Source organism: Streptomyces cyanogenus (genome assembly GCF_017526105.1).
In the GTDB taxonomy this organism is placed as follows: domain Bacteria; phylum Actinomycetota; class Actinomycetes; order Streptomycetales; family Streptomycetaceae; genus Streptomyces; species Streptomyces cyanogenus.
In genome coordinates this window covers 7155855-7169643 of the sequence record NZ_CP071839.1, presented here as the reverse complement: position 1 = coordinate 7169643, position 13789 = coordinate 7155855, and the positions used below count along the sequence as shown (strand labels likewise).

At 73.4% G+C, this 13789-nt stretch carries 13 protein-coding genes; 8 read left to right on the top strand and 5 right to left on the bottom strand.

The features are described from left to right. Positions 1–158: 158 nt before the first annotated feature. The 8 genes from S1361_RS32160 to S1361_RS32130 all read left to right on the top strand — a co-directional run bounded on the left by S1361_RS32160 (position 159) and on the right by S1361_RS32130 (position 7004). Complete coding sequence (locus S1361_RS32160; protein WP_208035383.1) at positions 159–812, top strand: Crp/Fnr family transcriptional regulator; 654 nt, start codon at positions 159–161, stop codon at positions 810–812. A gap of 182 nt (positions 813–994) precedes the next feature. Next, positions 995–1573, top strand: a complete 579-nt coding sequence (locus tag S1361_RS32155) for a nucleotidyl cyclase domain-containing protein (protein ID WP_243769379.1) — start codon at positions 995–997, stop codon at positions 1571–1573. A gap of 9 nt (positions 1574–1582) precedes the next feature. Then, a complete protein-coding gene (locus S1361_RS39515) occupies positions 1583–1861 on the top strand; it encodes a hypothetical protein (protein WP_243769378.1) in 279 nt (92 codons plus the stop codon). Beyond that, positions 1851–3950: a hypothetical protein gene (locus tag S1361_RS32150; RefSeq protein ID WP_208035382.1), complete on the top strand. Its 2100-nt coding sequence runs from the start codon at positions 1851–1853 to the stop codon at positions 3948–3950. The genes S1361_RS39515 and S1361_RS32150 overlap by 11 nt, the downstream gene beginning before the upstream one ends. A 75-nt stretch (positions 3951–4025) precedes the next feature. Beyond that, on the top strand, positions 4026–4745 hold the full coding sequence (locus S1361_RS32145) for a hypothetical protein (RefSeq protein WP_208035381.1): 720 nt from the start codon (positions 4026–4028) through the stop codon (positions 4743–4745). Next, positions 4742–4981 carry a DNA-binding protein gene (locus tag S1361_RS32140; protein ID WP_243769377.1) on the top strand — a complete coding sequence of 80 codons (240 nt, stop codon included), beginning with the start codon at positions 4742–4744 and terminating at the stop codon, positions 4979–4981. The genes S1361_RS32145 and S1361_RS32140 overlap by 4 nt, the downstream gene beginning before the upstream one ends. A gap of 113 nt (positions 4982–5094) precedes the next feature. Further along, positions 5095–6102 (top strand): hypothetical protein, encoded by a 1008-nt coding sequence (locus tag S1361_RS32135; RefSeq protein WP_208035380.1) that lies wholly within the window; start codon positions 5095–5097, stop codon positions 6100–6102. Between the two features lie 230 nt (positions 6103–6332). After that, complete coding sequence (locus S1361_RS32130) at positions 6333–7004, top strand: hypothetical protein (RefSeq protein ID WP_208035379.1); 672 nt, start codon at positions 6333–6335, stop codon at positions 7002–7004. A 46-nt stretch (positions 7005–7050) separates the two neighbouring features. On the opposite strand, the gene S1361_RS32125 is transcribed toward S1361_RS32130, so the two are convergent. The 5 genes from S1361_RS32125 to S1361_RS32105 form a co-directional block, all read right to left on the bottom strand. Continuing rightward, positions 7051–8577, bottom strand: coding sequence for an NCS1 family nucleobase:cation symporter-1 (locus S1361_RS32125; protein WP_208035378.1), 1527 nt, complete (start codon positions 8575–8577; stop codon positions 7051–7053). A 116-nt stretch (positions 8578–8693) separates the two neighbouring features. Further along, positions 8694–9713, bottom strand: coding sequence for a TIGR03842 family LLM class F420-dependent oxidoreductase (locus S1361_RS32120; protein WP_208035377.1), 1020 nt, complete (start codon positions 9711–9713; stop codon positions 8694–8696). Between the two features lie 11 nt (positions 9714–9724). Beyond that, positions 9725–11128, bottom strand: a complete 1404-nt coding sequence (gene hydA / locus S1361_RS32115) for a dihydropyrimidinase (protein WP_208035376.1) — start codon at positions 11126–11128, stop codon at positions 9725–9727. 91 nt (positions 11129–11219) lie between these two features. After that, the gene (locus S1361_RS32110) at positions 11220–12062 is read right to left on the bottom strand and encodes a nitrilase-related carbon-nitrogen hydrolase (protein WP_208035375.1); all 843 of its coding nucleotides are present in this window, start codon (positions 12060–12062) and stop codon (positions 11220–11222) included. A gap of 155 nt (positions 12063–12217) precedes the next feature. Next, positions 12218–13789, bottom strand: coding sequence for a PucR family transcriptional regulator (locus S1361_RS32105; RefSeq protein WP_208035374.1), 1572 nt, complete (start codon positions 13787–13789; stop codon positions 12218–12220).

The window sequence follows — 13789 nt, the reverse complement described above, 5'->3', positions numbered from 1 at the left end:
CGGGGAGTTCGGCGTGGACGGGCCCTCGCGGTCCCGTTCAGCGGGTCTTCGAGCAGGCCCCCGATCCGAGGACGGGCCCCATCCGGCAGGAGGGAAAGCACGCGAACAGAAACGATCATTGCGCCCCGGAAGCCACCGGGGCCGTCTACGTTCGTCGCATGAGCGAAGACATTCGGGTTTCTCCGGCCCGGACACTGCGCGACCTCGTCCCCGGCGAGGCATGGGACCAGCTGACGAGCGGCCCCCGCCGCACCCACCCGGCGGGGACGACGCTGCTCCGCCAGGGCGATACCGGAACGCATGTACTGGCACTGATCAGCGGCCTGGTGAAGATAGTCCGCAGGAACATCGACGGCCGGGAGAGGCTGCTGAGCTTCCGGGGGCCGGGCGAAGTGCTCGGCGAGATGGCGGTACAGAACCACAGGACCCGCCTCGCCGACGTACAAGCAATTAGCACCTGCCAAGTAACCTCGATTCCCGCGAACGCCTTCCGGCACTTCGTGGAGCGGCACAACCTCCCGGGCAGGCTGGCCTGCCTGGCCAACGACCGCCTGTGGGAGCAGACCGAGGCGGGCGAGGGCGACCTCGACCAGCGGCTCGCGGGGGTGCTGCTGCGCCTGGCGGCCATGTCGGACGACAGCGTCTTCCGCCTCACCCGGAGGGAACTCGCCCAGCACCTCGGAGTGAGCCGCAACTCCGTCAGTGACGCGCTGCGGCGCCTGGGTCCGAGCTGTGTCCGGGCCGACAAGACCTGCATCGAGGTCATGGACGAGCGCCGGCTGCACGACGTCCTGCGGCGGCTCCCGGCCTGACCGGCCGGCTCCCGCTGCCGATCGGCAGTGACGGCCGTCACTGCCTGTGTGCACTGAGCGTGCACTGCCCTTCTCTCCGAGTGGCGAAGCTCGGAGGGCGCACTCACCAGCGCCCCCCCCCCTGTCCGCCGGTACCGGGCCCGACCGCCCTGCTGCCGGCGGGCCTTCGCCGAGGAGAGAGAATGCACAGCGACCGTGCCGGGCTGCCCGCGACGTCCGCGGCCCCTTACTCCCGCAGCCGCCCGCTCCCGCCGTACCGCGGCATCCTGGCCGTGGACCTGAAGGGCTTCACCGAGCGCCCCGCCATCGACCACGAGGTGGTCAGCCGGGCGGTGCCCGACGTCCTGAGGATCTCGCTCCAACGCTCCGGACTGACGCGGCTGTGGACCGACCGGCTGTTCCCCGCCCCCACCGGCGACGGCTACGTCCTGGGCTTCGACCCCGCGTTGATGCCGCTGGTCATCCACCCCTGGCTGGACACCCTGCAGGACGTCGTCGCCGAACTGAACGTCCACGCCCTCGGCACGGCCCCGCTGCGGCTGCGGGTCGGTCTCCACATCGGTCCGCTGCCCGACAGCGCGGACGCGTTCGGCGGCAACGGAACGGCCCGCACCGACACGCACCGGCTGCTCGACTCCCGTCCGGTCCGGGCCGTACTGGCCGAACACAGCGAGAACATCACGCATGTCGCGGCCATCCTCTCCGACCGCTGCTACCAGGACGCCGTCGACTCCGGATACACCGGACGCCACCGCGACTAGTTCCACGAGGTGCCGGCGACCGTCGACGGCAAGCCGTTCGCCCAGCGGGCCTGGCTGTACGTGCCGTCGCCCTCCGGACCGCCGCCCGCCCGCACCGCACCGGCGGCCGGGTCCGCACGGGGGGGCCGGGAGGAGGCCCGCGGGGCGACCGGCCGGCACCGCGCCGTCACCAGCGTGCTCCGCGCCGAGCGGGGCATCATCAACACCGGTTCCGTCCACGGCGGTCAGCACCTGACCAACCTGGACGCGTCCGAGCGTCCCGGCCCGGAGGGCGGCCATGACGACTGAGGCCGGCCCGGACGACGTCGCCGGTGCCCTTCCGCCGGAACTCCTCCGTGACAAGGGCCTGGTCGTCTACGCCCCGCACGGGGCGATCAACACCGGAACCATGCACGGCGGCCAGCGGTACACGGCGACGGACTCCCCCGCCGACGCACCCCTGGTGCGCCAGGGCCCGGTACGGGCGAAGGACCTCCGGGCGGCCCGGCACCGCTTCGCCCGGCCCCCCGGCTACACCGCCGGTCTCGACACGCTCCATTCCTCCGGTGTCCTGTTCGTCCTCGGGGCGCCCGGTACCGGCCGGCAGACACTGGCGCTGAACCTCCTGGCCGACGGCTGCGCCGAGCCCGAGCTGGTCCAGGTCGACGGGACGGTGGACCTGGCGCACTGGCGGCCCCGGCGCCGCGACGTGCACGGCTACCTCGTGATGAACCTGGCCGACCCGCTCTCCCTGCGGCCCTGGGACGTCTCGCGCCTGGAGGCGGAGTTGGAGAAGGCCGGCTCCCGGCTGGTCGTCGTCCTGCGGGAGGCGCCGGAGCTGGCGCGGGCTCTGGAGGACCTTCTGGACGTGCGGGTGCTGCGGCACCGGCCACCCGACCCGGAGGAGGTCTTCGCCCTCCACTTCGCGAGCCTGTGCCCGGATCCCCAGGAACGCTCCCGCCGGCGCCGCCGGGTGGGTCAGGAGGCCCTCGCCGCACTGCTTCCGCCCGGGCTGCCGCCCGGCAGGGCGGTGCGGGTGGCCGAGGCCCTGGCCGGTCCGGGACCGGACCGCCGGGCGAGTGCCGCCGAGCTGACGGCCGGGCTCGCCGCGGCCGAGGCCGCCCGGCTCGTCGCGGCGGCGGACGGCGCTCCCACGCTGCTGGCCCACCTGCTCTCGGTCTGCGTGCACCAGGGACTGGACCGGCACACGGTCCTCGGCCGGGCGGCGGAACTGCTCGCCCTGATCGGCGCCGACCCCGCCCCCGGGGCCGAGCCGGCGGCGGGGCAGCCGTACGACGGTGACGCGGGCCGGCCGGCGCTCGCGCTGCCGGGGCCCGCAGGTGCCCGGCCGGCCCGCACACCGGCCGCAGCGGACCTGCCGGCCGGCATCGCGGCCGTGTGTACGGTCCGTGAGGACGGTGACGGCGGCCCGGCCGTCGCCTTCCTGTGGCCCGCGGTGGGCGAGGCCGTCTGGGACGAGGTGTGCCGGGAGCGGGCCGAGTGGCTGCCGCTGCTGCACGTCTGGCTCGGCGCGGCCGGGGACGAGGAGCAGGCGGAACGCGCCGGGCGTGCGCTGGCCGCCCTGGCCGCACGCACCGCCGGGCGCAGTCTCGGACTCCTCGCGGACCTGGTCCGCACCGGGCCGCGGACCGCCGCCGAGGTCGCGGGCCGCGCTCTCGCCGCGGCGTCGGGCCTCGCCCCGGCCGCCGCGGCGGCGCAGGCACTGATGGAGGAATGGAGCGGCTCCCCGGAAGCGGCGCTGCGTGCCACGGTCGTGGTGGCGTGCCGACCGGACGCGGACGGGCTGCCCGCCGAGGCCGCCATGCGGCTGCTGCGCCAGGTGGTGGACGCGCTCGGCGACGAGGACGACGCCGCGGCGACGGCCCTGCACGTGTCGGGCACGCTCGTGCTCCGGTTCTCCGCGGGAACGGCGGCGACCAGGCAGGCCATCGTGCGTGACCTGGCCGCCTGGGTGCGCGCCGAGGATGTGGCGGGACTGCTGGCCGCCCTCGTGGTCCCCGCGCTCGTCGCCGAGGACGGCGACTGGTTCGGCGACCGGCTGTCCGCCGGCCGGGAGGCCGGGGAGGACACCGGGGAGGGGGCCGCTGACCAGGTCGTCGCCCTCGTCGGTGCCGCCCTGGACGAGGCCTCGGCCTATCCGGCCATGCGGGACGCGCTGCTGATGTGGTGCGCCGGGGCGGCCGGTGCCCCGGAGCGTGAGCGGCGGCTGGACGAGTTGTTCGCCCGGCTCGTCGACGACCGCCGGCCCGGCTTCCTGCGGCTGCTGCTGTCGATCGAGCGGGCAGCGCACACCACTCCCGGCAAGGCGCTCGCCGAGCGGTGCCTGGCCCGGTGGCGCGGGGGATCCGGTACCGCCGCGGACGACCCGGCCGGGTGATCCGCCCCGGGCGCCCACGACACCCACGACCTGCCTGACCAGGCATCCATGACCCTCATGACCAGGAGAGCAACGATGACGTCACCTCCGTACTCCGGCCTCTTCGCCCGCGTGGAGCGGGACCTGGGCAGCCGGGAGCCGCTCACCGGGCTCCGGCTGGACGACGGCTCCGGTGCCCCGGGCACCGCCCTGGCTCCCGCCGAGGCACGCCCCCTGCTCTACGACCGCTCGGCGCCGGCCGCCCGACGGACCGCGCTGTGGCACCAGATCGCCGCGCTGGCCCGCGCGGACACGGACGGCAACGGCTGGCGGCTGGGCGCGGTGTGGTGCGCGCTGCCCGGTCTGCGCCGCCACGCCTTCACCATCGTCCAGCGCTTCGGCGCCGACCGGGACGACGTCGAGGCGGAGATGCTCGCCGCCTGCCTGGAGACGCTGCGGACGATCGAGCCGCACACCCCGGACCCCGGTTCGGTGCTCCTTCGCTCGGCGTGCACCCGCGCCTGGAACGCCGCCCGGCAGGCCCGGCCGGAGAGGACGGTCGAGGACATCGTGTACACGGTGGACTCCCGCCGCGACCGGGGAGCCCTGTGGCAGGCGGAGTTCGACGGCGTCGACCGGCCGGACGGCCTCGCCGCCACCCTGCGGATCACCGTCCCGGCCGACCGGGCCGAGGGCCTGCGCATCGGCGCCCTGGCCGGGGAGTGGGGCCTGACCGAACAGGTCGCCGGCGCCCGCCGGTTCCAGCGGGGCCGCCGGGTCGGCACGCTGTCCCTGCGCCCCCGGAGCCGCGGATGACCGGCCGCCCCCACACCCCCCTGACCTTCCGGGAGGTCCTGGACCTGCCGGTCAGCGTCGACCTGAGGACGGCGGCCAGGGCGTACGGCATGTGCCTGGCCACGGCCTACCGGCTGGTCGCCCTCGGCACCTTCCCCTGCGAGACGGTCCGGGTCGGCCGCCGTCATCGCGTCCTCACCGCCCGTCTGCTGGCCTCGCTCGGCATCGAGGAGCGGCCCGCGAGGGCGTGGCCCTGACCCTCTTCGACTGAGCCGCGCCGGGCGGGGCCGCCCGCCCCGCCCGCGCCCCCCTTCCCTTCCCTTCCCGGCCCTTCGTGGTTCCGGCCGTTCCGTTCCGGAGGTACTTCGTCATGCCCACCTGTCTCGTCCTGGGTCCCGCGGCACTCTTCCACGAGGAGGTCGTGCGGCCCGTCTGCGAGGAACTGGAGCTGTCCCTGATCCGGGCCGACCAGCTCGCCGATCCCAGCCCGCTGGGCGAGCGGCTCGTCCGGCACCTCGTCGAGGAGGACCTGGTGGTCGCCGATCTCACCGGGGGCCATCCGTCGGTGGTCCTCGGGCTCGGGGTCCGGCACGCCGCCGGCCGGCGCACGGTCCGCCTGGGGCAGGCCGGTACGGTGCCGGCGGACCTGGGCGCGCTCCCGGCCCTCGAGTTCCCGCCGCTGCCCGGCGGCCGGGCCGAGGCGCGTGCCCTGCTGCGGGCGGCCCTCGCCGAGGAGCTGGGCCTGGCCGCCGTACCGGCCCGGGACGGCGATCCCGGCGCGGCCGGCTCCGAGGCGGCCGAGGCCCCGGCCGCGCCGGAGGAGAGCGGTCCGGGGCTGCTGGAACTGGCGGTCGCCGCCGAGACGGAGATGGAGGCGATGGCCGAGGACATGGCGATGGTGGAGGCGGCCTTCCAGGACCTGGGTGCGATGGGGGAGTTGTTCACCGAGGACATGGTGCGGGCCAACATGCCGGGTGCCCCGATGAGCACGCGGCTGGCCGTCGTCAACCGGTTCGCCAAGTCCATCGAGGGCCCCTCGGACGAACTGGAGGCGGCGGCCTGGCGCCTGGCCGCGCGGATGGAGCTGACGATCGGCGCGCTGCGCGCGTTCCTGGAATGGGCCGGGAGCACTCCCCGCTCCGAGTGGCCGGACTTCGTGGACGCCCAGTTGGACCAGGTGATCGAACAGGCCCGGGAGGTGCGGGAAGCCGCCGGCGGCGTCGAGGACTTCGGGCCCATGCTCGTGTTCATCGGCAGGACCAGCAGCCGGCTGCGCGGGCCGAGCCGCAAGATCGCCGCCGCGCTCCGGACGCTGCTGGGGATCCTGTCCCCGCTGGAGGAGTGCGCGCACCTCGCACACGCCCTCAAGCAGACCTGAGCCCTGCGCCGGCCGGCTGCGGCACGGTGGGCGGCGCGGGTGCCGTGGCCGTCGAACGGCACCCGCGGGCACGGGGGATACCGGGCAAAGCACCACACCGTGACCGGTCTGTCGTGATCGGCCGGGCACGCAGCGAGTTGGCACTTCCGCCCCACGGGCAGTCGTGTGACACTGTCGTCCCCGTCCACCCTGCGGACCTCTCCGCACCCCTCCCCCACGAGAAGTGCGCCGTGCGTTTCCTTCCTCTGCCGCTCGCTCTCACCGCGCGTATCTCGCCGGTCGCGGTCCTCGCCTGCGCCGGCTGGGCACTGACGTCCGGGCCGGCCGCGCCGCCGGCCGCCGCCGAGCACCGGACGGCCCAGCAGGCGCCCGCCGGAGCCGCCTCCGCCGCCCCTTCGACCGCCGGGGCGGCGGCACCGACGTACGCCACCGCGCCCGCCCCCTGCGCCGCCGTGCCCGCGGCCACCGTCAAGGTGCTGGTGCCGGGCGCGAAGACGGCCGGCAAGGAGATCCCGTCGACGGACACCGACTTGCGCCGCACCTGCTCCTGGAACGCCCTTCAGGGATACGACTACCGCTGGCTCGACGTGTCGTTCGAGATCGGCGAGTCCGATCAGGCGGCGAAGAAGGAGTACGAGCAGCGGGTCGCCGAGAAGAGCGGCGGCGGGCCCGTGCCGGGGCTCGGGGACAGCGCCTACTCCGTCGTGAACCTCACCACGGAGGACAAGCAGGAGACCCGCGAGGGCGTGGTGCTGGTCCGCGTCGCCAACGCCCTCGTCATCGTCACCTACAACGGCAGCGACTTCGAGACCAGGAAGGCCCCCGGCACGGACGAGATCAACAAGGGGGCCATCAAGGCCGCCAGATCCGCGGTGGCCGCGCTGGGCGGCGGGCAGGGCTGAACCCCTCCGTGCCGCGGTTCGGCCGGCCGGGCCGGCGGGCACGTCCTCACCCTGACGCCGTTCTCGGCGAGGTGACCAGGGTCAGGCCCAGGTACAGCACCAGGGAGGTGCCGAGGCCCACCGCCCAGCCGTAGTCGGCGAGGGAGGCCAGGGCGGGGATCGGCCGGCCGTCGACGAGGGGCTTGAAGCTCGCCCCGCCGACCGCGAGGACACCGCCCGCCAGGAAGGCGACGACCGCCCGCCAGTTCCAGCCGCCCGTGTACCAGTACCGGCCGCCCGCCCGGTACAGGTCGGCGAGGTCCAGCCGGGTGCGGCGCAGCAGCCAGTAGTCGGCGACGAGGATGCCCGCGACGGTGCCGAGCAGACCGCCGACCAGCCCGAGCCAGGTGAAGATGTAGCCCTGCGGGTCGGAGTACAGCTTCCACGGGAAGATCAGCACGGCGAGGACCGCGGTGATCAGCGCGCCGGTACGGAAACTCACCTTCCTGGGCGCGACGTTGGAGAAGTCGAAGGCCGGGGAGACCAGGTTGGCCGCGATGTTCACGGACAGGGTGGCCACCAGCACGGTGACCAGGGCGTAGAGCAGCCCGGCCGCGTTGTCCGTCTTCGCCGCCAACTGCACCGGGTCCCAGACCGGCCGGCCGTAGACGGCCTGCGAGCCGGAGGTCACCAGCACGGAGAGGAACGCGAAGAGGGTCATCGTGGTGGGCAGGCCCAGCGCCTGGCCCCAGGTCTGGGCCCGCTGGCTCCTTCCGTAGCGGGTGAAGTCGGGGATGTTCAACGACAGCGTGGACCAGAAGCCGATCATGCCCATGAGGGAGGGCCAGAACAGCTTCCAGAAGTCGCCGCCCCAGCCGAGCCGGGACGGCTGGTCGAAGAGCGGCCCGACGCCGCCTGCCTTGCTGCTCATCCACCACAGCATCACGAACGCACCGACCAGCACGAAGGGCGCGGCCCAGTTCTCGAAGCGGCGGACGGTCTCCATACCGCGGTGGATGATGGCGACCTGGAGGGCCCAGAAGAGCGCGAAGGACAGCCACATGGTCCACGCGTGGCCGCCGAGGTGCGCGGCGTTCCGCCAGCCGTCGCCGATGAGCTTCCCGGCGAGGAAGTAGATCGCCTCGCCGCCGATCCAGGTCTGGATGCCGAACCAGCCGCACGCCACCAGCGCCCGTACGACCGCGGGCAGGTTGGCGCCGCGCACGCCGAAGGAGGCGCGGGCGAAGACCGGGAACGGGATGCCGTACTTGGGTCCCGCGTGCCCGGTCAGCAGCATCGGCACCAGCACGATCAGGTTGGCGAGGGCGATGGTGAACACCGCCTGCTTCCAGTCCATACCCACCGCGATCAGCCCGGACGCCAGGGTCCAGGACGCGGTGTTGTGGGCCATGCCGACCCACAGGGCGGAGAAGTTGTACGTGGTCCAGGTGCGCCCCGACGCGGGGACCGGCAGCAGGTCCGCGTTGGCGTAGGGGCCGCTGGGCGGCGGTGTGCCGGGAGCGAGTTCCACGCGCCCGTCGGGGAGGGTGACCTGGCCGGATATCGGTACGGCCGTGGGAGCGGTGTCGGTCATGGGCTGGCCAATCGGGGAGGGACGGATCGGGAGAGGCCTGTGCAGGCACCAGCCCCCTCCCCGGTACGGCGGGGAGGGGAGACCAAGGGGGGCGTGGGGGGACGCGGGGAACGAGGTCAGGCGTTGAAGGCCGGGATCACCTGCGTGCCGTAGGCGTCGATGGTGGCTTCCTGGGCGTCGTGCATGTCGTACACCGCGAACTGGTCGACGCCCAGGGCACGCAGCGCGGTCAGTTTCTCGATGTGCCTCCCGACCGGGCCGATGACGCAGAACCGGTCTACGATCTCGTCCGGCACGAACGCGGTGTCCGGGTTGCCGCTGCGCCCGTGGTGGGCGTAGTCGTAGCCCTGCCGGGTCTTGATGTAGTCGGTGAGTTCCCCGGGGACCTGGGCGGAGTGCTCGCCGTACCTGGCGACCAGGTCGGCGACGTGGTTGCCGACCATACCGCCGAACCAGCGGCACTGGTCGCGGGCGTGCGCGAGGGCCTCGGGCGAGTCGTCCTCGGTGACGTACGCGGGGGCGGCGACGCAGACCGTCACCTCGGACGGGTCCCGGCCGGCGGCGGCCGCCGCGTCCTTGACGGCCTTCACCATGTACTCGGTCAGGTACAGGTCGGCGAGCTGGAGGATGAACCCGTCGGCCTCCTCGCCGGCCATCTTCAGCGCCTTCGGGCCGTACGCGGCCATCCACACGGGGAGTTCGGCGCCCTCCCTGATCCACGGGAACCGGATCCTCGTGCCGCCGAGGTCGGCCTCCTCGCCGCGGCCGAGGGCGCGGATGACCTTCATGGCCTCGCTGATCCGGGCCAGGGTGTTGGGGGTGCGGCCCGCGACGCGCATCGCGGAGTCGCCGCGGCCGATGCCGCAGACGGTGCGGTTGCCGAACATGTCGTTGAGGGTGGCGAAGGTGGAGGCGGTGACCTCCCAGGTGCGGGTGCCCGGGTTGGTGACCATCGGGCCGACCTTCAGTTTCCGGGTGTTCGCCAGGATCTGACTGTAGATCACGAACGGTTCCTGCCAGAGCACGGCGGAGTCGAAGGTCCAGCCGTAGCGGAAGCCGTTGCGTTCTGCCCGCTTCATCAGGCTGACGACGCGGGAGGCGGGCGGGTCTGTCTGCAGGACGAGTCCGAAGTCCATGGGCGCCACTCCTAGTTCAGGTACTGGCAGGTGGAGCGCGGGGTGAAGACGCCGTGCCCGGCGTGGCCGGTGTACTCCCGCTGGTCGATGACGAGTTCGCCGCGCGAGAGGACCGTCTCGACGCGGCCGGTGACGCGTTTGCCCTCGTACGCCGAGTAGTCGACGTTCATGTGGTGGGTCTCGGCGGACATCACCTGCTCGGCGTGCGGGTCGTAGATGACGACGTCCGCGTCGGCGCCCGGGGTGATGGTGCCCTTCTTCGGGTACAGGCCGAACATCCGGGCCGGGGTGGCGCAGGCGATCTCGACCCAGCGGCGGCGCGAGATGTGCCCGTCGACGACCGCCTGGTGGAGCAGGTCCATACGGTTCTCCACACCCGGCAGGCCGTTGGGGATCTTCGAGAAGTCGCCCCGGCCGAGTTCCTTCTGGCCCGTGAAGCAGAAGGGGCAGTGGTCGGTGGAGACGACCTGGAGGTCGTTGGTCCGCAGGCCCTGCCACAGCCTGGCCTGGTGCTCCTTGGGGCGCAGGGGTGTGCTGCACACGTACTTGGCACCCTCGAAGCCGGGCTCGGCGAGGTTGTCGGTCGACAGGAACAGGTACTGCGGGCAGGTCTCACCGAAGACGTTCAGCCCCTCGTCGCGCGCCCTGGCCAGCTCGGCGACCGCCTCCGTCGCGGACACGTGCACGACGTACAGGGGTGCTCCGGCGACCTGGGCGAGCCTGATGGCGCGGTGGGTGGCCTCGGCTTCGAGGAGGGCCTTGCGGACCTCGCCGTGATAGCGCGGATCGGTCTCGCCCCGGGCCAGCGCCTGCTCCACCAGCACGTCGATGGCGATGCCGTTCTCGGCGTGCATCATGATCAGGCCGCCGTTCTCGGCGGAGCGCTGCATGGCGCGCAGGATCTGCCCGTCGTCGGAGTAGAACACCCCCGGGTACGCCATGAACTGCTTGAAGCTGGTCACGCCCTCCTCGATGAGCAGGTCCATCTCCTTGAGCGTCTCCTGGTTCACATCGGAGACGATCATGTGGAAGGCGTAGTCGATCGCGCAGTTGCCCTCGGCCTTGGCGTGCCAGGTGTCCAGGCCCTCGCGCAGGGTGCGGCCGACGCCCTGCACCGCGAAGTCCACGATGGTCGTCGTACCGCCCCAGGCGGCGGCCCGGGTGCCGGTCTCGAAGGTGTCGGAGGCGAACGTGCCGCCGAACGGCAGCTCCATGTGGGTGTGGGCGTCGACGCCGCCCGGGATGACGTACTTCCCGGTGGCGTCGATGACCTGCCCGGCGGTGAACGCCTCGGCGGCGGGGGTGCCGGAGGCCGCGAGGGCGGCGATACGGCCGTCCTCGATCAGGACGTCGGCGTGGATCTCGTCCGACGCGGTGATGACGAGGCCTCCCCGGATCACGGTACGGCGGGTCATGGGGTCCTCTCCTTCATGGTCGTCTGCGGTCGCGTTGTGGTCGGCCGCGCAGTTCCCCGCGCCCCTGCCGGCACCGGCGCGGACGCGGTCCTCAGGGCGCCGTCAGGGGCTCGTACGCCCCCGGCGCCCGGTCCCGGTAGAACTGCCAGCGGTCGCGGACCTCGCGGAGTCTGGCCAGGTCCAGGTCGCGGACGACGAGTTCGGTCTCCTTGTCGCTCGCCACCTCGCCGACGAATTGGGCCTCCGGGTCCACGAAGTACGTGGTGCCGTAGAAGTCGTTGTCGCCCAGGTCCTCCACGCCCACCCGGTTGATCGCGCCGACGAAGTACTCGTTGGCGACGGCCGCCGCCGGCTGCTCCAGCTGCCACAGGTAGCGGGACAGGCCGCGCGAGGTGGCCGAGGGGTTGAAGACGATCTCGGCACCGGCGAGGCCCAACGCCCGCCAGCCCTCCGGGAAGTGGCGGTCGTAGCAGATGTACACGCCGATCCTGCCCGCGGCCGTGTCGAAGACGGGCCAGCCGCTGTTGCCGGGACGGAAGTAGAACTTCTCCCAGAACCCCTGGACCTGGGGAATGTGCGTCTTGCGGTACTTGCCGAGGTAGGAGCCGTCCGCGTCGATCACGGCGGCGGTGTTGTACAGGACGCCCGGCTGCTCCTCCTCGTACATCGGCAGCACCAGGACGATGCCCAGTTCGCGGGCGAGGGCCTGGAAGCGCTGCACGGTCGGGCCCTCGGGGATCCGCTCGGCGTACTCGTAGAACGCCTTGTCCTGGACCTGGCAGAAGTAGGGGCCGTAGAACAGCTCCTGGAAGCAGAGGACTTGGGCACCCTGGGCGGCGGCGTCGCGGGCCGCCTGCTCGTGGACCTGGATCATGGATTCCTTGTCGCCGGTCCAGGCGGTCTGGAAGAGGGCGGCACGGATCACTCGGCTCATCGGGGCCTCCGGTAGCTCGGTGTGCGGTGAGCCTAGAAAGCCCCGGGGGCCGGTTGGATGGGCAGCGTGTCACGTCCGCGGGCGGTCGGCGTGCCACCGTGTCACGCGTGCCCGGTCCCATGTTTCACCGCCGTTGTCGCTGGTCGTCGCATGTTTCACCCCTGTTGCGCGTCGTGCGCGAGGAGCGCGATGTGCACGGAGGCCGCCTGTTCGAAGTCGTCCAGGTCGACGCCCAGGCGGGTCTGTATGGCCTCCAGGCGGCGGTAGAGGGCCGGCCGGGAGACGTGGTGGAGCTGGGCGGTGCGGGACTTGTTGCGGCCCGTCGCCAGATAGGTGCGCAGGACGTTCAGCAGCTCCGGTTCGGCGTCGCACAGCAGCCCGTCCAGCTCGCGCTCGGCGAAGGACTGCACCTGGGGGTCGTCGCGCAGCAGCCGGATCAGTCCGCGCAGGTGGACGTCCTTCAGGCGGACGACGGCCGGCAGGTCGAGGCCGGCCGGGGAGCCGGCGACGGCGTCGGCGACGTGCCGGGCCTCGCGCAGCGCGGCGGGCACGTCCTCCCAGGCGGTACGGGCAGCGGCGGCGGCGACCACGGCCGGCGCCCGGGCCCGCAGCCGGGTCGCGAAGTGCACGGTGAGCGCGTCGGCGTCCTGGTCGCGGGCGAGGCTGACCAGCACGGCGGCGGCTCCGTCGGCGAGTTCGGCGACGATGCCGGGCAGCCCGAGCAGCCGCAGCACCCGGTCGAGCTGGTCCGTTCCGTGGCCTTGTACGACGAGCGGGACGAAGGTGCGCCGGTTGACCGGCAGTCCGGCGGCCCGGGCCCGCGGCAGCAGCTGCCGGGCCGGTACCACCCCGGAGAGGAGGTCGGTCAGCAGGCTCTGCGCGGACTGCTCCTCCCAGCTGTGCGCGGTGGGGCCGCCGAGCATCCGGTGCAGCACCAAGGCCTCGGCGGCCCGGTCGGCGAGCAGCCGCCCGGTGGCCGCGTCGCCCCGGTAGCCGCACAGCAGCAGCCGGCCCCAGCGCTCCCCGCGTCCGCCCAGCTCGGCCTGGATCCAGCCGTCGCCGGCGCCGCCGCCCGCCTGCCGGGCGATCCGCTCCCAGTCGCGCAGCACGTCGTCCACCGCGGACCGCTCCCCCGCGGTGCCGAGGACGCGGTGGGCGAGGTTGGTGACGACGACGGGGCAGCCGCTGTGCCGGGCGACCTCGTCGAGCAGCCGTTGCAGCGGGGCCCCGGCCGTGATCAGCCCGGTGAGCGCGGTCCGTACCGTCTCCGACAGGCTGATCGCGGCGTACTTGCGCCGGACCAGCCGGGACTGCACCTCCTCGGTCAGCTCGGCGAAGGGGAACGGCCGGTGCAGGACGACCAGGGGCAGCCCGCACCGCTCGGCGGCCCGGCGCATCACCTCGGGCGGCGCGGGGAAGGCCCGCCCGAGGCCGAGGACGACGGCCGCCGCCTCCGCCCGGTGCAGGGACTGGATGTACTCGGCCTGCCGGGCCTCGTCCCCGGCGAGCAGCACCCCGGTGGTGAGGACCATCTCGCCGCCGCTCAGCATCACGCCGACGTCGGCGGCCTCGGCGACATGCACCCAGCGCACCGGCCGGTCGAGCTGGGCGGCGCCGGCCACCACCTCGGGCTCCCCGGCGAGCACCCGCTCCAGGGTGAGCACCTGGCGGACGGAGAGCGCGGGTTCCGGCGCGAGCAGGTGGCGGGACTCCGGGATGGTGGTCAT

Excerpts from the sequence above, each read along its gene's own strand:
- S1361_RS32160 (WP_208035383.1), top strand. The coding sequence starts at position 159 with ATGAGCGAAGACATTCGGGTTTCTCCGGCCCGGACACTGCGCGACCTC.
- S1361_RS32155 (WP_243769379.1), top strand. The coding sequence starts at position 995 with ATGCACAGCGACCGTGCCGGGCTGCCCGCGACGTCCGCGGCCCCTTAC.
- S1361_RS32150 (WP_208035382.1), top strand. The coding sequence starts at position 1,851 with ATGACGACTGAGGCCGGCCCGGACGACGTCGCCGGTGCCCTTCCGCCG.
- S1361_RS32145 (WP_208035381.1), top strand. The coding sequence starts at position 4,026 with ATGACGTCACCTCCGTACTCCGGCCTCTTCGCCCGCGTGGAGCGGGAC.
- S1361_RS32140 (WP_243769377.1), top strand. The coding sequence starts at position 4,742 with ATGACCGGCCGCCCCCACACCCCCCTGACCTTCCGGGAGGTCCTGGAC.
- S1361_RS32135 (WP_208035380.1), top strand. The coding sequence starts at position 5,095 with ATGCCCACCTGTCTCGTCCTGGGTCCCGCGGCACTCTTCCACGAGGAG.
- S1361_RS32125 (WP_208035378.1), bottom strand. The coding sequence starts at position 8,577 with ATGACCGACACCGCTCCCACGGCCGTACCGATATCCGGCCAGGTCACC.
- S1361_RS32120 (WP_208035377.1), bottom strand. The coding sequence starts at position 9,713 with ATGGACTTCGGACTCGTCCTGCAGACAGACCCGCCCGCCTCCCGCGTC.
- hydA (WP_208035376.1), bottom strand. The coding sequence starts at position 11,128 with ATGACCCGCCGTACCGTGATCCGGGGAGGCCTCGTCATCACCGCGTCG.
- S1361_RS32110 (WP_208035375.1), bottom strand. The coding sequence starts at position 12,062 with ATGAGCCGAGTGATCCGTGCCGCCCTCTTCCAGACCGCCTGGACCGGC.
- S1361_RS32105 (WP_208035374.1), bottom strand. The coding sequence starts at position 13,789 with ATGACCACCATCCCGGAGTCCCGCCACCTGCTCGCGCCGGAACCCGCG.